The organism is Shewanella halifaxensis HAW-EB4 (assembly GCF_000019185.1).
GTDB lineage: Bacteria > Pseudomonadota > Gammaproteobacteria > Enterobacterales > Shewanellaceae > Shewanella > Shewanella halifaxensis.
On record NC_010334.1, the window covers coordinates 1,326,539 to 1,352,238 of the forward strand.

The 25,700-nt window shown below is 44.0% G+C and carries 25 protein-coding genes and 1 other annotated feature; of the genes, 17 read left to right on the forward strand and 8 right to left on the reverse strand.

All coding sequences use genetic code 11. The features are described 5' to 3' along the window. Window positions 1-6: 6 nt before the first annotated feature. Window positions 7-948, reverse strand: a complete 942-nt coding sequence (locus SHAL_RS05530) for a Dyp-type peroxidase (RefSeq protein ID WP_012276204.1) — start codon at window positions 946-948, stop codon at window positions 7-9. Window positions 949-1,287: 339 nt separating this feature from the next. On the opposite strand from SHAL_RS05530, the gene SHAL_RS05535 reads away from it, so the two are divergent. The 4 genes from SHAL_RS05535 to SHAL_RS05550 all read left to right on the forward strand — a co-directional run bounded on the left by SHAL_RS05535 (window position 1,288) and on the right by SHAL_RS05550 (window position 5,663). Continuing rightward, window positions 1,288-2,334, forward strand: coding sequence for a toxin-antitoxin system YwqK family antitoxin (locus SHAL_RS05535; protein ID WP_012276205.1), 1,047 nt, complete (start codon window positions 1,288-1,290; stop codon window positions 2,332-2,334). Window positions 2,335-2,799: 465 nt separating this feature from the next. Further along, window positions 2,800-4,266, forward strand: coding sequence for a multiheme c-type cytochrome (locus SHAL_RS05540; RefSeq protein ID WP_012276206.1), 1,467 nt, complete (start codon window positions 2,800-2,802; stop codon window positions 4,264-4,266). A 56-nt stretch (window positions 4,267-4,322) separates the two neighbouring features. After that, window positions 4,323-4,889, forward strand: coding sequence for a NapC/NirT family cytochrome c (locus SHAL_RS05545; RefSeq protein WP_012276207.1), 567 nt, complete (start codon window positions 4,323-4,325; stop codon window positions 4,887-4,889). Window positions 4,890-5,120: 231 nt separating this feature from the next. Continuing rightward, a complete protein-coding gene (locus tag SHAL_RS05550; protein ID WP_012276208.1) occupies window positions 5,121-5,663 on the forward strand; it encodes an Mpo1 family 2-hydroxy fatty acid dioxygenase in 543 nt (180 codons plus the stop codon). Window positions 5,664-5,754: 91 nt separating this feature from the next. On the opposite strand, the gene SHAL_RS05555 is transcribed toward SHAL_RS05550, so the two are convergent. Continuing rightward, a complete protein-coding gene (locus SHAL_RS05555; RefSeq protein ID WP_012276209.1) occupies window positions 5,755-7,035 on the reverse strand; it encodes an HlyC/CorC family transporter in 1,281 nt (426 codons plus the stop codon). Between the two features lie 148 nt (window positions 7,036-7,183). After that, window positions 7,184-7,972 (reverse strand): cytochrome C assembly family protein, encoded by a 789-nt coding sequence (locus tag SHAL_RS05560; RefSeq protein ID WP_012276210.1) that lies wholly within the window; start codon window positions 7,970-7,972, stop codon window positions 7,184-7,186. A 393-nt stretch (window positions 7,973-8,365) separates the two neighbouring features. Here SHAL_RS05560 and ffh point away from each other — a divergent pair, with 393 nt between their 5' ends. From ffh to SHAL_RS05615, 11 genes are all read left to right on the forward strand, one after another. After that, window positions 8,366-9,739, forward strand: coding sequence for a signal recognition particle protein (ffh, locus tag SHAL_RS05565; protein WP_012276211.1), 1,374 nt, complete (start codon window positions 8,366-8,368; stop codon window positions 9,737-9,739). Between the two features lie 217 nt (window positions 9,740-9,956). After that, window positions 9,957-10,208, forward strand: coding sequence for a 30S ribosomal protein S16 (gene rpsP / locus SHAL_RS05570; protein ID WP_012154307.1), 252 nt, complete (start codon window positions 9,957-9,959; stop codon window positions 10,206-10,208). A 20-nt stretch (window positions 10,209-10,228) separates the two neighbouring features. Beyond that, complete coding sequence (gene rimM, locus SHAL_RS05575) at window positions 10,229-10,759, forward strand: ribosome maturation factor RimM (RefSeq protein WP_012276212.1); 531 nt, start codon at window positions 10,229-10,231, stop codon at window positions 10,757-10,759. 15 nt (window positions 10,760-10,774) lie between these two features. Then, the gene (trmD, locus tag SHAL_RS05580) at window positions 10,775-11,521 is read left to right on the forward strand and encodes a tRNA (guanosine(37)-N1)-methyltransferase TrmD (protein ID WP_012276213.1); all 747 of its coding nucleotides are present in this window, start codon (window positions 10,775-10,777) and stop codon (window positions 11,519-11,521) included. A 36-nt stretch (window positions 11,522-11,557) separates the two neighbouring features. Continuing rightward, entirely contained in the window at window positions 11,558-11,911 is a 354-nt protein-coding gene (gene rplS, locus SHAL_RS05585; RefSeq protein ID WP_012276214.1) for a 50S ribosomal protein L19, read from the forward strand. Window positions 11,912-12,270: 359 nt separating this feature from the next. Further along, window positions 12,271-13,362, forward strand: a complete 1,092-nt coding sequence (locus SHAL_RS05590) for a 3-deoxy-7-phosphoheptulonate synthase (RefSeq protein WP_012276215.1) — start codon at window positions 12,271-12,273, stop codon at window positions 13,360-13,362. Between the two features lie 14 nt (window positions 13,363-13,376). Beyond that, on the forward strand, window positions 13,377-14,516 hold the full coding sequence (gene tyrA / locus SHAL_RS05595; RefSeq protein ID WP_041415859.1) for a bifunctional chorismate mutase/prephenate dehydrogenase: 1,140 nt from the start codon (window positions 13,377-13,379) through the stop codon (window positions 14,514-14,516). A gap of 308 nt (window positions 14,517-14,824) precedes the next feature. Continuing rightward, window positions 14,825-16,489: a hydroxylamine reductase gene (gene hcp / locus SHAL_RS05600; protein ID WP_041415860.1), complete on the forward strand. Its 1,665-nt coding sequence runs from the start codon at window positions 14,825-14,827 to the stop codon at window positions 16,487-16,489. Between the two features lie 94 nt (window positions 16,490-16,583). Then, entirely contained in the window at window positions 16,584-17,675 is a 1,092-nt protein-coding gene (locus SHAL_RS05605) for an FAD-binding oxidoreductase (protein WP_012276218.1), read from the forward strand. 137 nt (window positions 17,676-17,812) lie between these two features. Further along, entirely contained in the window at window positions 17,813-18,151 is a 339-nt protein-coding gene (locus tag SHAL_RS05610) for a hypothetical protein (RefSeq protein ID WP_012276219.1), read from the forward strand. Between the two features lie 41 nt (window positions 18,152-18,192). After that, window positions 18,193-19,479 carry a cation:proton antiporter gene (locus tag SHAL_RS05615; RefSeq protein WP_012276220.1) on the forward strand — a complete coding sequence of 429 codons (1,287 nt, stop codon included), beginning with the start codon at window positions 18,193-18,195 and terminating at the stop codon, window positions 19,477-19,479. Between the two features lie 41 nt (window positions 19,480-19,520). Here the strand turns inward: SHAL_RS05615 and pheA are convergent, their stop codons facing one another. Beyond that, window positions 19,521-21,500: a prephenate dehydratase gene (pheA, locus tag SHAL_RS05620; RefSeq protein ID WP_012276221.1), complete on the reverse strand. Its 1,980-nt coding sequence runs from the start codon at window positions 21,498-21,500 to the stop codon at window positions 19,521-19,523. A gap of 79 nt (window positions 21,501-21,579) precedes the next feature. Further along, window positions 21,580-21,700: a sequence feature (Phe leader region), on the reverse strand. 119 nt (window positions 21,701-21,819) lie between these two features. After that, the gene (gene hpf, locus SHAL_RS05625; protein WP_012276222.1) at window positions 21,820-22,182 is read right to left on the reverse strand and encodes a ribosome hibernation-promoting factor, HPF/YfiA family; all 363 of its coding nucleotides are present in this window, start codon (window positions 22,180-22,182) and stop codon (window positions 21,820-21,822) included. A gap of 309 nt (window positions 22,183-22,491) precedes the next feature. On the opposite strand from hpf, the gene SHAL_RS05630 reads away from it, so the two are divergent. After that, the gene (locus SHAL_RS05630; protein ID WP_012276223.1) at window positions 22,492-23,184 is read left to right on the forward strand and encodes a cytochrome b/b6 domain-containing protein; all 693 of its coding nucleotides are present in this window, start codon (window positions 22,492-22,494) and stop codon (window positions 23,182-23,184) included. Between the two features lie 64 nt (window positions 23,185-23,248). Here SHAL_RS05630 and SHAL_RS05635 read toward each other — a convergent pair whose 3' ends face one another. Next, on the reverse strand, window positions 23,249-23,692 hold the full coding sequence (locus tag SHAL_RS05635; protein WP_041415861.1) for a c-type cytochrome: 444 nt from the start codon (window positions 23,690-23,692) through the stop codon (window positions 23,249-23,251). A gap of 244 nt (window positions 23,693-23,936) precedes the next feature. Between SHAL_RS05635 and trpR the strand changes: the two genes are divergently transcribed. After that, window positions 23,937-24,212: a trp operon repressor gene (trpR, locus tag SHAL_RS05640; RefSeq protein ID WP_012276225.1), complete on the forward strand. Its 276-nt coding sequence runs from the start codon at window positions 23,937-23,939 to the stop codon at window positions 24,210-24,212. A gap of 53 nt (window positions 24,213-24,265) precedes the next feature. On the opposite strand, the gene SHAL_RS05645 is transcribed toward trpR, so the two are convergent. Then, entirely contained in the window at window positions 24,266-24,667 is a 402-nt protein-coding gene (locus SHAL_RS05645) for a hypothetical protein (RefSeq protein WP_012276226.1), read from the reverse strand. 132 nt (window positions 24,668-24,799) lie between these two features. After that, complete coding sequence (gene slyD, locus SHAL_RS05650) at window positions 24,800-25,420, reverse strand: peptidylprolyl isomerase (RefSeq protein WP_012276227.1); 621 nt, start codon at window positions 25,418-25,420, stop codon at window positions 24,800-24,802. Window positions 25,421-25,700 lie beyond the last annotated feature (280 nt).

The following is a 25,700-nucleotide window of genomic DNA, read 5'->3' on the forward strand; positions in this document are numbered from 1 at the left end:
TAGTGTTTACTCGTCATCAAATTGCTCAATAAAGGTTTTTGATGGCATAAAGAATAGGCAACCAGTCTTAGCCTCGACGAAGTCAAGAAGGCGGTCATAATGACCGTTTTCGTCGGCATTAATCATCTGGCTAAGTGAGGTCTCAATGATAGATGGCGTGGCGGCAAAACCGACAAACATAGTGCCATGCTCCATCGCGTTGCCGTAAGGGCGGTTTTGCCTGAGCATTTTAATCTCTTCACCATCGATCTCCACTTTGCTTTTAGCGTTGTGGGCCCAAGCGGGTTTTACATCATCAGTTAGCTCTACATTATCCATCTTGGTACGGCCAACCACCTGCTCTTGATATTCTGTGCTCTGTTTATCCCATAGCCCCTGGCGGTCTATATAGCGCTGAACATGCAGGTAACTACCGCCTTGATGCAGTGCGACATCTTCAGCAACTAATACAGCTTCAGTGCGTTCATTGCCAGTGGGATTCTCGGTGCCATCGACAAAGTCAATCATGTCGCGATTATCTAGGTATTTATAACCTTGGATATCCTCGCTCAGTGTCGCTATATCCTCAAAACTATTACGGATGTATTTTGCGGCCTGAAAGTTCAGATCGATACGTTCAGATTTTATCATCACGAAGATATCGCCTGCGGTGGAGGGAAATAGACGCTCGCCATTACTCATGGCTGGAAATACGTGCAGCTCTGCAGGCATAGGTTGCTCAGGGAATAGCTGCGGCCATGCATTAGCTGAAAAACCGATGGAGATATTTAACCCTGCAGTGAGATCTTTTTGGTTAATCGACTTCTCGATGCCGATAATAGCTGCGATGCAGTCACCAATTTGTTCAGCAAGTTCAGGATGAGCTTTTAGGCAAAAAGTCAGATATTCAACATGAGAGGTCGGGTTAGATAAAACGCCTGATTGTGCAAGTAAGCAGAGCTGTGTCATTGAAGTTTTCCCCGTCAGGTATGGATTGCTGTGATAGTTCCATAATAAAGAGTGTAGCGGAACTGATTGGAGTACTTAAAAACTATACGCTTTTATATCATAATGTGAAATTAACTCCCGTTAATCATAGTAGTTATCTCAACTTCGGTGCGGAGGGCCGCACATCATTCGTTGATCTTGATTTTAGTGATGACGGTTGTGAATTTACCGATAAAATGAGTAATGGTACCTAGCTTGTTTGTGAACGGGACAAGCTCTGTGTATCCTGGGGCTTTATCTAAGTGAGGGTTATAGACCTTGGCTGTTATCCCCCCCTAATTAACCACAAGAGTCACTAGTATGGCGTTTATCAACAAAATAAAACTAACAATCTATCCATTGATGCTGGCAATGAGTACTTTGTTACTGTCGGCTTGTAATGGCAAGGTGCAGTTGCCTATTAGTGAGGATGACTTAGATCAAATCTCCTGTGACGAGCAATATCAAAGTGATTGCCCAATGTCTTACCGAGGCGAGTTATTTACTGGTATTGCGACTTATACTTATGGCAAGCCAACGGGGTTTTATAGAGCGACTCAGTATCAAGATGGACTCGAGCATGGCTATAGCTTCTCCACGCTAAACAATCAACTCAATGAAACAGCATGGTACCAAGCTGGTAAGTTAGAGGGAAAAAATACCACGTATCACTTTAGCACAACAGGAAAGCCGCAATGGGTAAGGCTTTATCAAGCGGGTGTACAAACCGAGCGTTATCTCTACGATGAGCAAGGTGTGGTAACTAGCTATAAGCGCTTTGAAAACAAAGAAGAGGTTGAGAGCATTTCTTATGAAAAAGGTCGTGAGTGGCGCCTGTATTACTTTGTTGCTGGTGAAAAACGGCAGCGTCACAAGGACTATTATGCTGGCGGGCAGCTTGAGAGTAATAGTGAATTCATTTATGCCGATTATAAGAAACTTAATGAGAAAACCTACTATCGAAATGGTCGCTTGAAGACAGAGTTCCACTTTGACCGAAAGGCCAATTTGGGGAAGTTAAAGACATATGGCTCTAATGGAAAACTGCGAGATGAGCAGAATTATGGCTACAACCCGCTAAATACTAGACATGGATTACAGTTGAGCTTTTGTAATGAAAATGGTCAAGTTGAATCTTCGGAGCATTACAATCTGGGGGTTGCGGATGGAGAGTTTAAGGATTATCACTGTAATGGACAACTGAGAAACAGTCGTACCTATGTAAATGGTCTTGTGACTGATAAACAGATTAAAACCTATGACGAAAATGGTCAGGTGGTATTTATTGAAAAGCTGGATGCTAAAGGCAAGGTGACCCACAAGAGCTACCCTGATGAGTTTGGTAAGTGGATAACTCACGAAGGGTAGTTATTGAGTGAAGCCAACAGCTGCAATCGAGTAGCTGAAGCTCATTTCGCAGGGCTTACTAGTGCTAGGTACTTTAGTCAGCTTACCACCAGAGCTGAAGAATATTTCAACGATTTAAAGTTTAATTAATACAGCCCTTACTGGTTTTGTTAGGGTAGCCTGCTGTGGTTATAAAAATTCAAAACCATCGCTCTATTCTTGGTTAAAGCCTCTCATTATTAGTTTTTTTGGCTCATCACAAACCTTCCTATAAATCTGATGCGCATCATGAAAGCTTTTCATTGTGTGATGGTTGTCACGCAAGTTGAAGCTGCCATTGATTTAGATCAATACAATATTTAAACGCTAGTTTAACATGGCGACTCATTGTTATTATCAATACATTAACAGTGAGATAAGAAGAATAATCAGAATATGATGATTTACAAATAGTGAGTTAATTGAAGTGCAATAGAGGTGTATAAAATGGAATATACTCGAAGTGTACGGCGGTGGTTATCTATACTGCTTCCACTCTTAGCAGTGGTTTGCCTATCATGGACGTCAACAGTAAATGCAGAAGCAAAAGCGCTAGTTTTAAAACCCTTCAAACAGTTAAGTGACGAAAGTGCAGAATGCGCGGCCTGTCACAAAGAGAAAAACCCATCAATCTACGCCCAATGGGGGCGTTCAAAGCACTACGGTGCCAATGTCGGTTGCTATGAGTGTCACGCAGCAGATAAAAACGATAAAGATGTGATAGAGCATGAGGGCAGTTTAATCTCGGTTATTGTCTCGCCTAAAGATTGTTCTCAGTGTCATAACCAAGAGGTTGAACAGTTCACTAAGAGCCATCATGCCAAAGCGGGTAAGATTATGGGCTCTCTCGATAACTTCCTCGCTGAAGTTGTTGAAGGGTCAATGACCTTCAATGGCAAGTCACCTGCTGCGGTCAATGGTTGCTGGCAGTGTCATGGCTCAGAGGTGAAAGTTTTGCCTAACGGCGATCTTGATCCTACGACTTGGCCTAACACGGGTATAGGACGAATTAACCCGGATGGATCAATTGGTGCTTGTACAGCCTGTCACCAACGTCATGAGTTCTCTATGACGCAGGCGCGTCGCCCTGAAGCTTGTGGTAAGTGTCACATGGGACCCGATCACCCTCAGAAAGAGGTCTATGAAGAGTCTAAACACGGGATTAACTTCTACGCTAACGTCGATCGTATGAACTTAGACTCATCTAAGTGGATTGTCGGTGAAGACTATGATGCAGCGCCTACTTGTGCGACTTGTCATATGTCTGCAACACGTGAGCAGCCTATCACCCATGATGTTGGTGACAGAATTAGTTGGACCTTAAGACCTGCCGTATCTGAGAAAATCGACGCAAAGGCAATCGCTCAGGGACACAAGGTTAAGAGCTGGCAAGATAGACGTGAGGATATGAAAGAGGTTTGTCAGTCTTGTCATACTAAATCGATGACAGACAGCTTCTATCTACAATTCGACTCTTTGGTTAACCTCTATAACGACAAGTTTGCAAGCCCAGGTAAACGTCTCATGGGGATGCTGAAAGAGGAAAATATGGTCACTGAGACTGCCTTCGATGAAGAGATAGAGTGGACTTGGTTCTTCTTATGGCATCACGAAGGGCGACGTGCTCGTCATGGTGCAGCGATGCAGGCTCCTGACTATGTACAGTGGCACGGTATGTTTGAAGTCGCCGAGCGTTTCTACATCGAGATGGTTCCTCAGTATCTGGAAGTTGTTGAGGTCGCCGAGCACAATGGTAATACTGAGGGCGCAGAGAGGGCTCGTAAGCTTCTTGATGAAATATTATCTCGTCCAGAGCACGCGTGGTTTACCGGCAATGAACCCGATGAGGTGAAAGAAGCCCGTAAAGCTGCCCAGAAAGAGTTTAAAGCTCGCTATCTAAGTGAAAGTAACTAGCAACCGAGCAAGGGGGTGTTAATCACCTCCTTCCTCCCCCAATTGAGGAGACTCTAGTGAATAACAAAGGGGAAAGAACTCGGTGGCAACGGCTTTGGAGCTGGTTAAAGCGACCTTTAGCTTTGGGGATCCCTATCGGAGTGTTTCTAATGGTAATGGGAGCAGCATCGTTTCAAGGAATGATGGTGGCATCAAACCAAAACGCTTTCTGTTTTAGTTGTCACCTGAAGATGGATACGATTGTGCAGGAGTATAAGGCGTCATCCCACTATGGTGATGGGGAAACGATTCCAGCCACCTGCTCAGATTGTCATGTGCCTCATCCTTTTGTCGATAAGATGATCGTCAAGACCATCGCGCTTAAGGATGTATATCATATGATGGTAGGTACCATCACCGAGGAAAATTTTGAAGAACATAGACCCGCTATGGCAGAGAATGTTTGGAAAGATTTCAAGAAGAACGACTCTGCTAACTGTCGCGAATGTCATCAAGGTGAAAACTTTGATTTAGCCAAGCAACCACAAAGGGCGCGACTGAATCATGAAAAGATAGCGGCAAGAGGTGAAACCTGTATTGATTGTCATCAAGGGTTAACCCATAAACGGATCGTTATACGCTAAGTTAGACCGTGAACTGACAAGTTCGCATAGATTCAAAAAAGCTCTTCTCCAGTAAAGGCCGCCTCCCACTTGCGGCCTTTTTATTTTGTTTCACTACACGTCTCGCTATCATCTTGAAAGCTTATTGTTGTTTGCCAAAAATATTTACGCTGTTAATCAAGGTTCAAATCCATTAGGTTAATCGTAATATTACTGATTAGAACGTAGAAAAATAAAGATGGAGAAGAGCAGATGAAATCCGCCGTAGAGCAGTTAGCTCGTTATAAAAGTGTTCACTTAAACCCAAACAATATTAAGACCCACTTTGTGGGAGTCCCACTGATTATCTGGTCATTGTTTGTGATGCTTAACCTTATTCCAGTTCATTTTATAGCGTTGCCAGAGCAGGGGATATCGGTCAATGTTGCAGATGTTTTCGCTGTCGGTGTGCTTATCTACTATGCGATGTTGCATATGAGACTGGCATTGGGAATGCTGCTGTTTATCATGCCGGTGCTCTATACATCAAACCTTGTTGCCCAGCATCAATATGGGTTGTGGATAGCGATAGTCGTATTTGTAGTTGCTTGGGTTATTCAGCTTATTGGTCACCAATATGAGAAGGCCAAACCTGCATTTATCGATGATCTTAACCAGTTATTAATAGGCCCTTTTTTCTTGATGGCAGAGGTTTACTTTATGTTGGGATTTGAAAATGATCTCAATAAACAGATCACGCCGCTGGCGATAACTAAGCGGCGTGAATTGGAAGCGCTGAGGAAAGTGGCGGGATAATCGCAGTCATAATCAGCAAAAAGAAGGCGTTGATGGCGTCTTCTTTCATTTCAGTCTTTCTTGCAGAAGTCTAAAAGATTACGCTGCGAGCCTATTTTGCTTTTGTTGGTGGTAGATAATGCTGTGGCATGACTCTTACCGTTTTAATCATATTATCGGCCACATCAATAACTTCGAGCGGGTAACCATATAAGCGCATTGAAGTATTGGGCTCTGGGATCTCTTCAAGATATTCGAGTACTAGACCATTAATGGTCTTAGGGCCATCGATTGGAAATTGCCAACTCATCTCTTTATTGAGCTCTCGAATGTTGATACTGGCCTCAATCAGATAACTTCCATCCTGTTGTAGGGTGATATCTTCGCTCGGAGTTGTCACCATTGAGGTGGTAAAGTCACCGACAATCTCTTCTAAAATATCTTCAAGTGTCACCAAGCCTTGAATGTCGCCATACTCATCTACCACTAAGCCGATGCGCTCTTTATTATGCTGAAAGTTCGATAGTTGTACATTTAGCGGCGTCGCTTCAGGAATAAAGTACAGCTCTTTTACTGCACGAAGTAGTGATGACTTACTAAATTGCCCTTTAGATTGCAGACGTAGCGCATCACGTAAATGTACAAAACCAACCGCGTCATCGATGGTATCTCGATAAAGTAAAACACGGGTGTGTGGGCTTTGGATCACCTGCTTGTTGATGCTCTTAAAGTCATCGTTAATATTGATGGCATAAAGATCAGAACGCGGGATCATGATGTCATCGACCGTCACCTTTTCAAGATCCATAATCGACAGCAACATCTCTTGGTGACGTTGTGGAATTAAGGCTCCAGCCTCATTCACAACGGTACGTAGTTCTTCTTGGCTTAGGGCATCATCGGCTTTAACAGAACGAATACCGAGTAAGCGTAAGAAGGTCGAGGTAATGAAATTGACAACTTTAACGAAGGGCGATAATACGACTAATAGTACGCGAAGGATTAAGCTAGAGGGGAAAGCGATACGTTCAGGATGGAGGGCTGCAACGGTTTTGGGAGTGACTTCAGCAAATACGAGTACGACAAGCGTTAACACACCGGTCGAGATGGCGACCCCGACGTCACCAAATAAACGAATTCCGATAATGGTGGCGATAGCCGACGCGAGAATATTCACCAGGTTATTACCGATAAGGATAAGCCCTATCAGTCTATCAGGGCGCTCAAGCATTTTTATGGCGCGTTTAGCACCTTTATGGCCACTGTTTGCCAAGTGACGCAGGCGGTAGCGATTGAGCGACATCATGGCGGTTTCTGAGCCTGAAAAGTAGGCTGAGAGTATAATCAAGACGAACAAAGTTGATAAAAGTACGCCAGTGGATATATCGTCCAAACCTTGGAGCTCCGCTGTTGTTTTAAAGATAGAGGCGAATAAAAACTGAATAAAGCGCTATAAATAAAATTAGTAATTACAGAACTTTCAAATAAGTGTCAAGTTTAGCCCACCATTTGAAGGTGGGCTAAATAACAAAATAGCGGCGTTAGTTGAGGATTAACTCTTTGACAACACGGGCGCCAAAGTAAGCCAGTGACAGCAGCACTCCGCCTGTCAATGTGTAAGCTACGGCCGTTCTTATACGGCAACCAACCCAGTATTGCTGAGCTAGCATGGCGATATACACACACCAAGCCATAATAGAGAGTACAGCCTTGTGACCTTTACCTTCTTCAAACATGTCATCGAGGAAGATAAAGCCAGTCGCGAGTGATAAACTGAGTAAAATTACGCCGACAATCACTAAGTGATACAGCTGTTTTTCAACGGTCATCAGTGGTGGCATAGCCGAAGTGAGAACAAACTTCTTACTCTTTAGACGGTTCTGAATAATCGCCAGTTGGATCGCATAAAGCGCAGCAATCATCAGTGCACTGTAAGCCATTAGCGACAATACAACGTGAACCAAGACGTCTGGATGGATCTCGAAATGAATGATGTATTCAGGTGGCACTAACCAAAGCAGCGCTACAGAGATCACCGAGCAAGCATAAACGACAGGTAGAACAACAATCACCTTCAGCCTGAATAACAAGATGGTAAAGCTAAAGGTAATGATCCAGTTAACCAAGGAGATCACGTTGGTTAAGCTGAAGTTTTGACCATCAGTGGTGACAATGGCTTGATATAGCGCCGCAGCGTGCAGCACAACACCAACCGCAGCCACGCCAGCGACTAACTTTCTGTTTGGTCCGTCAACATGAAAAAGGCGACTTGCGACGAGAACCAAAGCAATACTATAAAAAAACATGGCTGAAGCTGAAAAAATGACCATTGAGTATTAACCTATTATTTATGAACCTGATGCTTTAACGCATGCTTTTAATCTGTAAGTAAAGTAGACCAAACTAGTTGCATAGTAGCGTGATTTAATCACTGAACGAGCTAAAGTATCGTGCCCGGTCTCCTTGCTAAAGTCATTTCGATTTTAATCACTGAGTTTGCACGTAACATTACGTGATAGAATAGCATGAGCAAAGGTGATTTGGGCAGTGACCTTGGTTGCAAAAATAGGTCGATTCTTTGCTTTATAACCGATTTTACACAAATTTATGCAATTGGCAGGTCCAGTTGTAAAAGTAACTTGCTTCATTCTGTAGCATAATAGCTGGGCATCGCTATAATACAGCCCCATCAATATTAATTTTAAACGGTAAAGAGCTGGATAATGTTTGAGAACTTAACTGACAGATTGTCACGGACTCTGAAAAATATCAGTGGCCGTGGTCGCTTAACGGAAGAAAACGTTAAGGAAACCTTACGCGAAGTACGCATGGCACTTCTTGAGGCCGATGTTGCCTTGCCTGTGGTTCGTGAATTCGTAAATAGCGTTAAAGAACGCGCTGTTGGACAAGAGGTTTCTAAGAGTCTAAGTCCAGGCCAAGCCTTTATTAAGATCGTTCAAAGCGAACTTGAAAATGCGATGGGCGAAGCGAACGAAGCTTTAGACCTATCGGCTCAGCCGCCAGCTGTTATCATGATGGCAGGTCTGCAAGGTGCGGGTAAAACCACCAGTGTTGCAAAGCTTGCTAAATTCTTGCGTGAACGTGAGAAGAAGTCTGTTCTGGTTGTGTCTGCTGACGTTTATCGTCCTGCGGCGATTAAGCAGCTAGAAACCTTAGCGGCGGAAGTTGAAGTTCAGTTCTTCCCGTCAGACGTGAGCCAAAAGCCAGTTGATATCGCCAAAGCGGCAATTGCTCATGCTAAGCTAAAATTCATTGATGTGGTTATTGTCGATACTGCAGGTCGTCTGCACGTCGATGAAGCCATGATGGATGAAATTAAAGAGCTTCATGCCGTGATTAACCCGGTTGAGACATTGTTTGTGGTTGATGCCATGACAGGTCAAGATGCGGCAAACACAGCAAAGGCCTTTAACGAAGCCTTACCGTTAACGGGTGTGGTACTGACAAAAGTCGATGGTGACGCACGAGGCGGTGCTGCGCTTTCTATCCGCCACATTACCGGTAAGCCAATTAAATTCTTAGGTGTCGGTGAAAAGACTGATGCGTTAGAAGCATTCCACCCAGATCGTGTCGCGTCACGCATCCTTGGTATGGGCGACGTTCTTTCTCTTATTGAAGAGGTTGAGCGTGGTGTAGACCAAGAAAAGGCGATGAAGCTTGCTGCTAAAGTGAAAAAAGGTGGAAACTTTGATTTAGAAGATTTCCGCGAACAGCTGCAGCAGATGAAGAACATGGGCGGCATGATGAACATGATTGAGAAGCTACCAGGTGTGGGTCAATTACCACCTGAAGCACTTGCTCAAGTTCAAGACGGCAAGATGACAGGGCAGATGGAAGCGATTATCAATTCTATGACGGCAGGTGAACGTCAACGCCCTGACATTATTAAAGGTTCGCGTAAGCGCAGAATCGCCATGGGTTCAGGAACACAAATTCAAGATGTGAACCGTTTGCTTAAACAGTTCACTCAAATGCAGAAAATGATGAAGAAAATGTCATCTAAAGGTGGCATGAAAAAGATGATGCGTGGCATGAGTGGTATGTTGCCACCGGGCATGAAAATGCCGGGCCGCTAGGCTATCTTTTAATTCTGCAAAGCTAAATTTACAGACCAGAGTGAAACTCACGCTGGTCTGTAAATCGTTTTAGGCGTAAAAAACGTCGATTACGGTTGCATTCGCTGGTCAGTCAGGTAAAATCTGCCGGCTTTCTATCTGGGGCTCTCCGCGAACACGGAGTTTCAGTTTTTATTTTTGCTTGATAAAAAGCAAATCATTAGAGGATACAAAACGCATGGTTACCATTCGTTTAGCTCGTGGCGGCGCAAAAAAGCGTCCATTTTATAACATCGTTGTAGCTGACAGCCGTAACGCCCGTGACGGTCGTTTCATCGAGCGCGTTGGCTTTTTTAACCCAGTAGCTCGTGGCCAAGAAGAAGCTCTACGCTTAGATCTTGACCGTGTTGAGCATTGGGTTGCTAACGGTGCTGCTACTACTGATCGTGTAGCAAAATTGATCAAAGACGCTCGTAAAGCAGCAGCTTAATAGCGTTAGGGTATAGATTGATGAGTAGTAAACAAGAACCCGTCATCCTTGGGAAATTAGGTTCCAGTTTTGGCATTAAAGGTTGGTTGAAGATCACTACCTATACCGACTCTGTTGAAGGTATCTTTGACTATTCTCCTTGGCTTATTAAAGAACAAGGTGAATGGCGCGAGGTTAAAGTCGCCCAGTGGCGTTTTCAGGGTAAAGCAGTCGTTGCTTGTCTTGAAGGCGTAACAACACGGGATGAGGCTCAAGCGCTTACTAATTGTGAGATTGCTGTGCCTGCTGAGCAGATGCAAGACTTACCAGAAGATGAATTCTACTGGCGAGATCTTATCGGATGCGAAGTGATTAACACCAAAGGCTACAACATGGGTACGGTGCAAGAGATCGTGGAAACAGGATCGAATGACGTACTTCTAGTTAAAGCTAACGCGAAAGATGGCTTTGGCAAAGCGGAACGTATGATTCCCTTTGTTACTGACCAGTTCATCCAAAAGGTGGACTTGGCAGCAAAACAGATTTTAGTGGATTGGGATCCGGACTTCTAAGTCGAGGTACAACATATGTGGTTAGGGGTAGTAACCCTGTTTCCAGAGATGTTTCGTGCCGTAACAGACTTTGGTGTAACGGGTCGTGCAGTTAGCAAAGGGTTGCTAGAGTTGCAAACGTGGAATCCTCGAGATTTCACCCATGATAAACATAAAACAGTGGATGACCGCCCTTATGGTGGTGGCCCTGGAATGTTAATGATGGTGCAGCCTCTACGTGATGCCATCCATGCAGCAAAAGCTGCAGCTGGAAAAGAGGCGAAGGTGATCTACCTTTCTCCTCAAGGCCGTAAGCTGACACAGCAAGGCGTTGAAGAGTTAGCAAAGTCATCCAGTTTGGTTTTAGTGTGTGGACGATACGAAGGTGTCGATGAGCGCATTATTCAAACTGAAGTGGACGAAGAGTGGTCGATAGGAGATTACGTGCTTTCGGGCGGTGAACTTCCAGCGATGACTCTGATCGATTCAGTATCTAGATTGGTTCCTGGCGTGCTAGGAAAACAAGCTTCCGCAGAGCAGGATTCCTTCTCTGATGGATTACTGGATTGCCCCCACTATACGCGTCCTGAAAGTTTGGATGGCCTGGATGTTCCAGCCGTATTGTTAAGTGGTAACCACGAACATATTAGACGCTGGCGTCTACAGCAAAGCCTAGGTAGGACTTTGTTGAGACGACCAGAATTACTTGAAAATCTAGCTCTGACTGGCGAACAAGAAAAGCTTTTAGCCGATTTTGTTGACACCATCAAACAAGATGATTAGTCGAAGCGCAGTTATTACTAGTATGGAGTTTATTTAATGAATAACATCATCAAAATGCTCAACGAAGAGCAAATGAAAACCGACGTACCACAATTTGGTGCCGGTGATACAGTAGTTGTTAAAGTACGTGTTGTAGAAGGCGGAAAAGAGCGTCTACAGGCGTTTGAAGGCGTTGTAATCGCTAAGCGTAACCGCGGCGTTCACTCTGCATTCACAGTACGTAAAATCTCTAATGGTGAAGGTGTTGAGCGTGCGTTCCAGACTCACAGCCCAATCATCTCTAGCATCGAAGTTAAGCGTCGCGGCCGTGTTCGTCGTGCTAAGCTTTACTATCTACGTGATCGTTCAGGTAAGTCTGCACGTATCCGTGAGAAGCTTGCTACTAAGTAATTTAGTACTCGCTATAAAAAAGATGCAGTGTTCGCACGAGAAACCGCCTATATGGCGGTTTTTTGTTGCTTGAATTTCTTCAATAGCAGTCTTCATGTGGCTGAGGCTCTACTGCTTAAATCCACCATTCAAAATTTCTCTATGCTCTGCATATCATTAGAATTGTTCATTTATTGAAAATGTCGCTTGATCTCATTCGTTGTCAAAGGCATAGTATTCTCAAGGTGTAATGGTGTACCGTTACGGTGATACTTTTGGTGGCCTTGCTATATGGTCCACTAAGACTCCAGTTGAGACGTTCTTCAGTGATATAAGACTGTTAGTGCAAAGCGGGTAAGAGATAAATACAGGTGGTAATCATGCAACAAGATACAATTAACAACGTTCATATCAGTTCAGAGCAAATTCTGGTCACTCCAGAGGAGCTAAAGCGCGATCTGCCTTTGTCTAAGCATGCATACCAATATGTTCTTAATGCGCGTAAAACCGTTTCAGATATTGTACATAAACGAGATCACCGCGTACTGGTGATCTCTGGTCCTTGCTCTATTCACGATATTGGCGCCGCTAAAGAGTATGCACTTAAACTCAAGCAGCTGCATGATGAGTTAGGCGATCAATTCTACGTGTTGATGCGAGTCTACTTTGAGAAACCACGCACCACAGTAGGCTGGAAAGGCATGATCAACGACCCCGATATGGATGAGTCATTCGATGTTGATAAGGGTTTAAGACAAGCAAGAGAGCTCATGATCTGGCTAGCGGAGCTTGGGATACCCGTTGCGACAGAGGCACTCGACCCTATTAGCCCACAGTATATGTCTGAGTTAGTCACTTGGTCAGCCATTGGCGCCCGTACGACAGAGTCTCAGACTCACCGTGAAATGGCGTCGGGGCTTTCTATGCCCGTTGGTTTTAAAAATGGCACCGACGGTAAACTTGGTGTTGCAATAAATGCGTTAGAGTCAGCCGCAAGCGGGCACCGCTTTATGGGGATTAATCAACGCGGTCAGGTTGCCCTGCTGCAAACTGCGGGCAACCCCGATGGACATGTGATTTTACGTGGTGGTAAAACGCCTAACTATAACGCTATGAGCGTTGCGGAGTGCGAACAGCAGCTGCACGCGGCAAACCTCAATGCTCGATTGATTGTGGATTGCAGTCACGGTAACTCGTCAAAAGATCATAATAAACAAAAGCCTGTGTGCGAGGATGTATTTAACCAAATAGCAGTAGGCAATCAATCAATTATTGGTGTTATGCTAGAAAGCCACCTTAATGCGGGTAAGCAAAGTAGTGACTTGCCTATGGAGGAGTTAGCGTACGGTGTATCGGTAACAGATGCCTGTATTGATTGGGCAACAACGGAATCATTATTACGTACCGGTGCCAGCGACTTAGCGTCGGTACTACCAACAAGGTTTGATATGCTGAAAGTAGCAAACGGCTGATGGAAGAAAGATTGATGAATGAGAAGACCACTGCAGAGCTTGAGAACCTGAGAGGTTTGATTGACGGTGTCGATCAGCAGTTGCTGCATTTACTGAGAAAACGTTTAGATCTTGTGGCGCAAGTTGGTGCGGTAAAACATGGTGCGGGCCTACCAATCTATGCTCCCCAGCGCGAGGCCAATATGCTGGCTAAGCGGCGAGAAGAAGCTAAGGCAATGAATGTGGCGCCGCAGCTCATTGAAGATATCCTGCGTCGCTTGATGCGAGAGTCTTACCTTAATGAGAAGGATGTCGGCTTTAAGCAGGTGAAAGCCGACTTAGGCCATGTCGTTATCGTGGGCGGTGAGGGTAAGCTTGGTGGCTTGTTTTCACAGATGTTGACGCTTTCAGGTTATGAGGTCAGATCGCTTGATAAAGATGATTGGCTTAATAGTGAGGCTATCTTCGCTGGCGCAGGACTAGTGATCGTAACTGTACCCATCAATATCACTTGTGATCTGATAGCACAAAAACTGACGAACTTACCTGCAAACTGTATTTTGGCGGACCTGACGTCGATTAAGACTGCGCCTGTCGAGGCAATGCTGGCGGCACACAGTGGTCCTGTGCTGGGACTACACCCGATGTTTGGCCCCGATGTAGGCAGCCTTGCAAAGCAAGTCGTGGTCGTGTGTCATGGCCGCGATAGCGAGGCCTATCAATGGCTGATTGAACAGATCCAGATCTGGGGCGCACGTATTGTAGAAACTGAGTCCACTAAGCATGATAAAGCGATGCAGCTGGTACAGGCGATGCGACACTTCTCTTCTTTTGTTTATGGCTTAAACCTTTACAAAGAGGAAGCGGATATTGAGTCTCTGTTGCAGTTTAGCTCGCCAATCTACCGTTTAGAACTGGCGATGGTTGGCCGTTTGTTTGCACAAAGTCCTGAGCTTTATGCCGATATTATTTTTGCCCAAGAAGAGAGTTTAGTCGCCATTAGTGATTATTTGGATAACTACTCTCAAGCACTGTCGCTCCTCAAGTCGGGAGATCGCGATGGCTTTGTCGCTCAGTTTGAAGAGGTGTCTCGCTGGTTTGGTGACTTTGCGCCACAGTTCCAAAGAGAGAGCCGTGCGATGTTGCAATCCGTTAATGATATGAAAACCGGCTAGTGTGTTGAACCGCCGAAACGATATCGACAAAAAGGGAGCTTAGGCTCCTTTTTAGTACCCAAAACCGAGTGGTTTAGTGTGTTTTAGTCGGGGTGAATGTTTTAAGTTGCTATTTTGAATGGTTATTTTTCTCCTGCAGCAACTAATTTAATATTACCTAAATAAATTAATTAGTCACTGCTTAAGGTGATCTCTTTCATGTTTTTTCCCATTTTACGTAAAAAAACCTTTTGCAATTCCTCAAGAAGCGTAGACTATACTTAAAACATGTAAATAATATGCATGATTATAATATAGGAGTTAGTGCTGTGTTTTGTATTCAATGTGAGCAAACAATTAGAACACCTGCAGGTAATGGCTGTAGTTACACTCAAGGTATGTGCGGTAAGTCTTCTGATACTTCAGACTTACAAGATCTTCTAATCTATATTCTTCAAGGTGTGTCGTCTTATGCCGCCTTGGCTCGTGAAGTCGGCATTATCGACCATGAGATTGATACGTTTGTGCCGAAAGCCTTTTTCGCTACATTAACTAACGTTAACTTCGATGATGACCGTATCATCGCCTATACCACTCAGGCTGAAACCTTCCGTAATCGTTTAAAATCAGCATACGAAGCTAAGTGTGCTGAGCTTAATATTGAAGCTAAGCCAATGAGCGCACCTATGCAGCTTGTATTGGGCGCCACTAAACCTGAAATGCTAACTCAGGCACTTCAAGCTGTACCAAACCGCGGTAAAGATGAGGTTCATGAAGATATCATGGGTCTGCGCTTGCTTTGCTTGTATGGTCTAAAGGGCGCGGCAGCATACATGGAGCACGCTCGCGTACTGGATCAAACTAGCGATGAAGTTGCCGGTGAATTTCATGAGATCATGGCGTTCCTAGGTGAAGACTCTGTTGATGCAGACAAGCTATTTAATACGGCTATGCAGATTGGTCAGCTTAACTACCGCGTGATGGCGATGCTTGATGAAGGTGAAACTCACGCCTTTGGTCACCCAGAGCCAACACAGGTTAACACTAAGTCTGTAAAAGGTAAGGCTATCTTGGTGTCAGGTCATGACATGAAAGATCTTGAGCTTATTCTTGAGCAAACAGAAGGTAAGGGCATCAACGTTTACACCCATGGTGAAATGTTGCCTGCACTCGCTTACCCTGAGCTTAAGAAATATCCACACTTAGTGGGTAACTACGGTAGCGCATGGCAGAACCAGCAGAAAGAATTTGCGACATTCCCTGGCGCGGTCGTAATGACTTCGAACTGTATCATCGACCCTAATGTCGGTGACTACTCAGACCGTATCTTCACTCGTAGCATCGTAGGCTGGCCTGGTGTGACTCACCTAATCGGTGACGACTTTAGTGAAGTGATTGCTAAAGCAGAATCTTTAGAAGGCTTTATCTATGATGAGATCCCCCATCTAATCACCATAGGTTTTGCTCGTAACGCGCTGATGGCAGCGGCACCTACCGTAATCGAAAATGTTAAGAGCGGTGCAATCAAGCATTTCTTCTTGGTAGGTGGTTGTGATGGCGATAAGCAAGAGCGTGGTTATTTCACCGATATTACGACTCAAGCGCCTGCAGATTCAGTGATTCTGACATTAGGTTGTGGTAAGTATAAGTTCAACAAACTTGAGTTTGGTGACATCAACGGTATTCCACGTCTGTTGGATATTGGTCAATGTAATGACTCTTACTCAGCAATTCAGTTAGCTATCGCACTATCAGAAGCTTTTGAATGTGATATCAATGAATTACCACTTACCTTAGTGCTTTCTTGGTTTGAGCAAAAAGCGATTGTGGTACTGCTAACGCTATTGTCATTGGGTGTGAAGAACATTATGACGGGCCCAACGGCACCAGCATTCCTAACTCCTAACCTTGCTAAAGTGCTAGAAGAGAAATTTGGTCTTCGCAATACGACAACGGTAGAAGCAGATCTTAATCGCATTCTTAATGTTGCATAATTGCAATCAGTTTAGCTGAACAGTAAGTTTAAAATGGCCGCCACTGAGTGGCCATTTTTCTCTTACAAATTGAATCATTAGGTGAAGAGTTATCATGGTAATCAATAAGCAAGCTTCTACAGTGGAGTCGTTTTCTGCAGAGCAGTGGCAGTCAGGTGAGCATCAACTCGTTTGTGTCGAAAAGTGGAACGAGACTCATGATGTTATCAGTTTTCGCTTTCGTGGGACGACCCCAGTTAAGTTTCACTTTAAACCTGGGCAGTTTCTAACCCTCTTACTAGAGATCGATGGAGAGAAAATCGCTCGCAGCTACACCATTAGCTCATCGCCATCTCGTCCATATTCCATCGTGCTGACCATTAAGCGTATAGAAGGTGGCAAGGTATCAAATTACTTGGCCGATAATCTCGCAGTCGGTCATATGGTACGGGCTCTTGGACCTGAAGGGGTATTTAATCTACTTGATATTCAGGCTGATAAGTACCTATTTTTGAGTGCGGGTTGCGGCATCACACCGATGTACTCCATGTCTCGTTGGTTAACCGACACCGAAATTGGCGCTGACATTAGTTTTCTGCACAGTGCAAAATCGAGTGAAGATCTGATTTTTAAAGACTCATTAGCGCAGATGGCACAGCGCAATGCTCAGTTTAATCTTAACTATATCTTAGAGCAGCTAACCTGTGAGGCTGACGTCCATATTGATAGCCGAGCAGGGCGGTTAACTGCCGAAAAACTCGAGCGTTTAGTGCCGGACTTTAGGAGCCGAACTGTATTTGTCTGTGGTCCTGAGCCTTATATGCAAGCGGTAAAAGCGCTACTTGAGTCGTTAGAGTTCGATATGACGCAGTTCCACCAAGAAAGCTTCGGCTCATTTAAAGGTGATATGGGCGAGCTTGCTGCGGCGAAAGACGATAGTGCTAAGGCATCTGGTTTTATGCTCAATATCGGAGAACGACGCCGAGCCTTATCTGCTGAGCAAACGGTATTAGATGGTATCGAAGCGGAAGGATTACCGATTATTGCTGCATGTCGCTCGGGTGTGTGTGGAGCATGCAAGTGTAAAGTCATTGAGGGTGATATCGAGTCTACCAGCCAGATGGCACTGACACCCGATGAAGTAGCCCAAGGTTATGTGCTCGCTTGCTCAACTAGGTTAAAGTCAGATGTGACTCTAGAGCTGTAGCTATACAAGCTAAGCTATAAGATAAAAATCTGAAATAATTCAGGAATGAAAGTTGCGTAACTCATCATGAGAAAGTAAGGTTAAAGACAGGCCATGATGGATTTGTGCCTGTCTCTAATCTCTTTATGGAGTGGCGTATGGCATCGACATTACATTCTCAATCGTTAGCACTGGAAGACAAAAGTCTTGCGCACCTGTTGTATGCGCTTATGGCCTGTTTTCCTATCATGCTAGTGCCTGCCGCTTTAAGCCTACTGATCAATCTTTATCAACCTCAGCAAAACCGAAATAGTGTGCTAGCCGTTCATTTACGTTGGCAGCGCTGGTCAATTATGGGGATGTTTCTGCTGATGACGACTGGATACCTAGCGACCCAAGTATGGTTAAGTGCTGCACTTTATATTCTTGCTGCTGTGTGGTTTAGTGGCAGGATCATCAAGGGGTGGCTCAGCTTAATTGAAGGTCGCAATATTTAACCTCTCCAATCGTCTCTCTTTTTCCTTACCGAGAACTACTTGTGACCAGTTACGAAATCCTTTGTCTACTATCTGCACTTTCTCTTGTTATTTCGCTTATTTCATCACGATTACACCGCTGGCAGCAAACCGTCACTATTACTGCACTGGCATTGTGTTTGAGCCTCGTTATTTTAGTTGCAGGTAAAATTTTCGGTATAAAAATTTATTCAACCTTAGTGACTGATTTAGAACAACTTGATTTTAATGCTCTGCTGCTTAACGGCATGCTGGGCTTCTTACTGTTTGCTGGCACGTTGCAGATTAAGCTAAATATATTAAAAAAACAGAAGTGGGAAATTTTTATACTGGCTTTTGTTGGCACACTGATATCAACATTTATTGTCGGTGGTCTGCTATATCTAGTCGCTTCTGTTATAGGTTTACCTTTAAATTTTAGTCATTGCCTACTATTTGGCGCACTGATTTCACCAACGGATCCGATTGCAGTACTGGCAATTATTAAACAGCTTGGTGCGCCGGAAGATATTGCAACTCAGGTTGAGGGCGAATCGCTCTTCAATGACGGTATTGGTTTGGTGATTTTTATCACTGTTTCGCAAGTGGCATTTTCAACTGAGCCGTTAACATTTATAGATGTGAGTAAGCTGTTTATTAGAGAAGCGTTGGGAGGTTTACTTTACGGTGCTGTATTAGCCGCCATATTACATGGCATGTTACGTTTTTCCGAAGAGCGGACTCAGTATTTACTGATGACATTATTGGTGCCGAGTGCTGGCTACATCGGAGCCGATTTGCTGGGAGTATCTGGGCCATTAGCCATGGTCGCAGCAGGAATTATCATAGGTAATCTGAGTGTGCCTAAGCTGCTAAAGGAAGAAGATCAAGGCCACCTAGAGAGCTTCTGGTTATTGATTGAGTCATTCTTTAATTCGTTATTGTTCCTGCTGTTAGGCTTGCTATTGCTACTCATTCATTTCGATGTTGAGCTGTGGTGGTTTATGCTTCTTGCCGTCCCGATAGTGTTGATAGGGCGAGCTATCAGCATTTACCTGCCTTATTTAGGTTTTAGGCGTTTTAGGCATTATAACTCCTATGCGGAAAAGATCTTGATTTGGGGAGGGCTCAGAGGTGGACTCGCACTTGCGATGGCGATGAGTTTACCTACTGGTTTGATGATTATGAGTGACAGTAATATTGATCTGCGGGAGCTCTTAATGGTGATGACTTACGCGGTGGTGGTTTTTTCTATTTTAGTCCAAGGGACGACGATTCCAAGTTTGATTGATAAGAGTAACGCTGAGCAAGCTGCTCAGCGTAAATCTTAATATCAGAAGGAGAACCAGTTTCCCGTTGAATGATCACATATTTAATGTGATTGGTATAAACTGCTCAAAATCTTATTAATTAGTTCTGCTGTGTCAGCTTTTGATGCATGCTCAATCGCGCTCAAATTCACCATGACACCATCGCCTTTCAGCTGTCTTATCGCCCTAACGAATGTGGGCATTTGCTCGGACTCAATCGCATAGCTTGGATTGACTAAAATAGGTAAGTGACTTAGGGCTTTTAACTCAACCAATGCAGCCAGATCCAGTGATGGTTTACCTGAGTTATTAAGGGTTGTGACGCCCGATTCACACAAGATAAGCTGTTGGTTACCTTGGCCTAAAATTATTTCTGCGGCATTGAGTAGATCATCGACGCTAGCCATTGTATTACGCTCTACGATAACAGGAACGAGTAGAGAGCCAAGTTGGATTAAAATGGCCTGGTTATACATTAGGTTGCCCGATAGCATTACTACATCCGCAAACTGAGTTGCCATAGTTAAGTCAGTTTCATGTTCGATTACCAAGACACAAACTAAATTAAACTGAGCGAGAGCGTGCTTAAATTTATCGATAGAGTTAATCACATCGCTTTGTTGGCTTAACCCTTGAATAGCAACGGCTTGGAAACCAGCCTCTTTAAGCTCCTTTGCCATCTGTTCAAACTGCAGAAGATCAATGGGGAGTTGCATCTGGGCAAGGGCTCCGATATTTCCATTGCCAAGATCCAGTTGGCCGCAAACGACTTGTGTTGCTTCACTCTTATATTGCTTACTAAAGCGTTGCTGCTTATTACTGGTTGTTGCTGCAACAGCGGTCGACTTAGAGGTGTTAGGCTCAATCATCAACTGGCTATTACTGAGTTGAGTCGGTTTTACCGTTTCGCAAGGGTAACAACCGAGCACTTTAATAAAGCGAGTGGTGCGTTCCAGTTCTTTTAGCGCTGCTTGCATCGGCTCGCTTGAGAGGTTTGCATCGATATCTAAATAGAACATCTCCTCCCAAGGAGTACCTGGGATCGGACGGGATTCGAGTTTACTCATATTAAGGTTACGGGCCTTTAATACGAGTAAGGCCTCAACCAATGCTCCAGGCTTCTGCCCTGTAGCCATGATCAGCGTGCATTTTGCTGGAAGCTGTGAAGGTACTTCAACGGCCTTTCGTGCAACGACGATAAAGCGGCTTTGATTAACCTTTTGATTAGCGAGATCCGTTTCAATCGCTTCTAATTGATACAAGGCGCCACCTTCGGCACTACCGATAGCCGCGACACTGCTATCGTTTGCGTTACAGACTTTCTCCATCGCTTCGGCACTACTTGAGCAATATTCTAGTTTGAACTCGCTGCGCTGACTCAAATAGCGGCTACATTGGCTAATGGGTTGTGGATGGGCGTAAACTGTTTTTATATCGGCAATATTGCTGCCGCTATTAGCCAGCAAGCAGTGGCCGACCTCAATGGTGGTTTCTCCAACGATAGCAAGGCTGGTGTGCTGTAGTACGTCATAAACCTCGTTAATAGAGCCCGAGGAAGTATTTTCAATCGGAAGGAATCCATAATCGGCGTGGCCAGACTCAACGGCCTGTACTATCTCATCGAAGCTTTGGCAGCCTAAATCCTGCATCTCGACCTGGCGTCTATTGCAATAGCGGCTAGCTGCTAGATACGAATAAGAGCCTCTAGCGCCAAGGTAGGCGATGCAGTATTGCTGCTGTTGAGTTTCAGGGTTAGCGCGCCCATGTAAATAAGCTTGTTGATTAAGTACAGAGTCTTCGATGATGCTTTGATAGAGTGAGATGACATAGTGGGCATCTAAGCCTTGTTCACGCCCCTGTTTTACCAAGCGTGATAGTAGCTCTTTTTCGCGGATAGTATCGCGAATAGGCCTCACATCGACCTCTTTGCTACGTGCTACATCTAAGCTTAATTCTCTGCGCTTTGCTAGCAGAGCCAGCAGTTCATTATCGAGACTCGTGATCTGCTCTCGAGTGTGATTTAAGGGTTGTGGTTTGCTCATCTTCGCCTCTAACTCTTCTATTGCGCTTAGTATTAATACCTTAGTGATAAGCATGCTAACGTATGCTCATCTTAGCCGATATAAAAAAGCCTCCCATGTGGGAGGCTTTGGAATTTTTACTTTCGTTTTTACACCGAAATTCCGCCTCCGAGGGTGGGGGGCATAAAAAAGAAAGTAAAAAAAGCAGTATGGATTTTATTCATTGAATTAAAACTAAAGCGGGGCGGCTTGAGTGTCAATCAAAACTTAGCTTATTTGAAATTTTTGCATTAAAAAGCGCACCCGAAGATGCGCTTTGCGTGTAAATTTAACAATAATATCAAGCTGCGTATTCCTCCTCTAAGTTGTCATCAAAGTCGTCATCAATGGCATCATCTTCTACTTTAAGTGTTGCGTGACGTTGACTTTCAGGTTTATGAGTCAGGCGGTTTAGCTGTTTTTCCAGCTTTTGTCCCATTGCATTAATTGCTGCATAGAGGTCGTCGTGTTTCGCCTGGGCAAATAACTTGGCATTTGGAATGCCTACAGAAGCTTCAATTTTAAAACCTTGCTTCTCCTGCTCAATAATAATGTGTGGATTAATTAGCTGCACATCGTGTCTTGCTAATTTATCAAGTCTGGTTTCAATGCGTTCGCGGATAGATTCAGTAACTTCAAAGTGTTTGCTAGTAATCTTTATCATATGTCGAACCTTTTGTTGTTTCCATGTATTCAGACTACCAATATTAGATAGGAAAGTCGTGATCTAAATCACGTTTTGTGGGCTATTTGAAACTGTTCGCTTTTTATTTGATCACTTAGACAAATATAGACAATAACTGACCAAATTTCCTTGTAAACACCGAAAAAGCAGGTCATATTGGATTGGATAAGTCGTCCCTTATTTAGTGTTTCTAGCAAAAATTCTAGTGTAAATAACTCGATAGCCCTCCTGTCATTCCCCGTTTATAATGGCCTCTTTGAATAAATTAATTTTCAAGAGTGACCGAACATGGAACAAAATCTGGTCAAAGTTAAAGTGTGGGATATTCCGACTCGTCTTTTCCATTGGGGCATGCTGTGCTTACTCGGAGGATTGTGGTGGACTGCAGATGCCGGTGAGATGGAATGGCACCAACTCTTGGCTTATATGCTGATGGTGTTTATTGTCGTCAGGATCATCTGGGGTCTAGTCGGTAGCGATACGGCACGCTTTAGTCACTTTGTACGCTCACCAAAAACCGTTATTAACTACCTTGGTAGGGCCCGGCGCGAAGGGATTTCATCATCAATAGGCCATAATCCTGTTGGCGGATATATGGTGGTAGCCCTTATCACATTGGTCAGTGTTCAGCTTACTACAGGGTTATTCGCCACCGATGAGATCTTCACAGAAGGCCCACTCTATTCAGCGGTTAGCTCTGATACCGCAGGCTGGCTAACTTGGCTACATAAGAAGAACTTTGATCTTATTTTACTCTTAGCTGTTGTGCATGTATTTGCTGTCGGTGTGCATATGATTAAAGGCGATAAGATCCTAGGTGCTATGTTTAGTGGCTATAAGAAGTTACCTGAATCTAAGTTGGGTGGGACTAACCCTAATCAGCTTCAATTTGCTTCTGTATTTAAGGCGCTTGTTTTAACCGTGATAATCGGGGCGATGGTGCTAAATTACTTGATGCTACCAGTTATCGACATGCTGTAGTTTATCGAAGATAAAATTAAGCCTGTCTGATGACAGGCTTAATCTGATTTAACTAATCAAAATATTAGTCTTTTTTATAAGCATCGTGGCAGCTTTTACAACTCTTGCCTGTGTTACCAAAGGCTTTCTTCATCTCTTTCTTATCACCACTTTTTGCTGCCAAAGCGAGTATCGCAGCATTCTCTTGAAAGGTCTTCATTTTGGCATCGAAGTCAGCTTTATCACTCCAAATTTTAGCTAGCGCTTCGGTGTCACCTTTATCAGAACCTGCAACAAAGCCTTCAACTGGAAGCTTTGATAAGGCGGCTACATTTTCTGCTCGCATAGCAAAAATTTCAGCGTTGAATTCTTTTTTTCCTTTAAGCATTGCCCCCATATCACCAAAGTTATGAGCAATCATGCTAAATGCAGATTGGCGGTAATCGATTGCGTCATCGGCTTCTTTAAAGTTATTTGCATATACACTAGTGGCTAGGGTCGCAGTTGCTGTTAGCGCGATAAGGCTCATCTTTGCTGTTATTTTCATGGTTATTCTCACGTTTTTATTGTGTTATGTGAACTGTGTTTGCCTATTGTATATATTTTTACCTTACCGACTGCAATCGTTTTTCACAATAGTTACTCTTCGTTACAAATGAGTTTTATTTAGCAAAAACTAATAATTTATAACAAGTGCATGGTGCGGCGCATTCTTGATACAATGCGCGTAATGACGCACTAGTACGTGATGATAGTTGTAAATAGGAGATAAAATGCGAGCAGAATGGGGTTCCGTTTTAGAGAAAGTCTTATCGCATCAAGCGCATGACGATTTGATCGTATTGTTTGAGTTGTTACTCACAGAGGAGGAGCGTAGTGCCGTGGCGGGGCGATTAAAGGTTTTTCAAACACTATTACAAGGCGAAATGAGTCAGCGCCAAATCGCTCAAGAATACCAAATAAGTATCGCCACCATTACTCGCTGCTCTAATTATCTTAAGCATATGAGTTTGCAGCAAAGAGACAATATTCAGCGGTTAATTTTATAGACGTCCAACAGCTTGGCTCAACTAGGATTGTTACTGCCTGTAGTCGCTATCTGCTATCGATTATGGGTGTTACCGATATCTTCTAGTCGTTGCAAAGTGACGGTTTTATGTTTGCGGTTCATTGTGCGCCTCGCAAAGATATAGAGCGCATAACTTACTAGCGCAATACTAAACACAGGCGCCAGTTTTGAGTCGAGTTTGAGTAGTAATAACGCGGTTAGTAGGTACAGGTATGGGGTGTGCTCGTAGATAAAGGTGGGCAGTTTGCCCTTTCTTCTACGTTTCTTAGAGTCAGTACGGCGATAACAAGAGCGCAGCACATCGACACGACTCCCTAATAGAAATAGTAGTGCAGCGAAGAGTTGGGCATAAGTTTGCTCCAGCAGCATCAAGCTAATGCTACCTAGAGCTATATAAGTGTAGGGCAGGGCTTCATAAACGGGTCTTGATAACATTTGCAGTTCCTTTGCAAAAAGGTTTTTCTGAGCAATTCCATTGTTCAATTTAAATAGTGTAGACCATAAAAAAGCCCGCTTCATTTAAATCAGTGAAGTGGGCTCAAATTCATTCTAAAGAACTAGAAGGATTTAGTGTCTGCAGCCACAGCCGCCGTTACCGTCACAGCCTTCTTTAGCTTCTTTGGTCTCATCGTCACTGCAGCATCCGCCTTCGTGTCCGTGATCGTGTCCGCCGCCACAACATCCGCCTTCATGAGAATGTTCATGTCCGCCGCATCCGCCGCCGTGAGCGTGAATATGGCCGTGTGCAATCTCTTCTTCAGTTGCTTCACGAACGTCAAGTACTTCCACATGGAATACTAATGACTGACCCGCAAGCGGGTGGTTGCCGTCAACAATGACTACGTCGTCCTTAACTTCAGTAACCTGTACTGGACGCTGACCCATTTCTGTCTCTGCAATAAAGCGCATACCAGGAACGATGTCTTCGATGTCGCCAAATGCTGACAATGGGACTTCTTGGCGAAGCCCGTCATGGTATGGGCCGTAGCCTTGCTCAGCATCAACAGTTACATCAAGGATGTCACCCTGTGCTTTGCCTTCAAGCGCAGCTTCTAAACCTGGGATCATGTTTTCTGCACCATGCAGATAGATCATTGGCTCGCCTTCAAAAGAACTTTCTACAAGCTGGCCTTTCGCATCTGATAATCGGTAATTGATGCTAACAGCACATTTTTCGGTGATTTTCATATTGGCTCCAATCGGAAATTTGCGCGCATTCTAGCCTGCTTTAACGTTATTTGCGATAGAATGAATGCACTTCTGCTACCTAAGCCACATCTTTACACTTTAAAATTAGTACTCACTTAAGCATGTTTGAGGAGATACAGAGTTAATTTTCATATCGAGAGCAAATTTATTCATACGATAGGTTTTATGTAAGTTTATAGTCCCTTTCCGCAGAACTATTGAGAATATTATGTTTGAGTCAATTTAGAATTAAGTCACTATTTTTAAGCAGTTCTGTTAT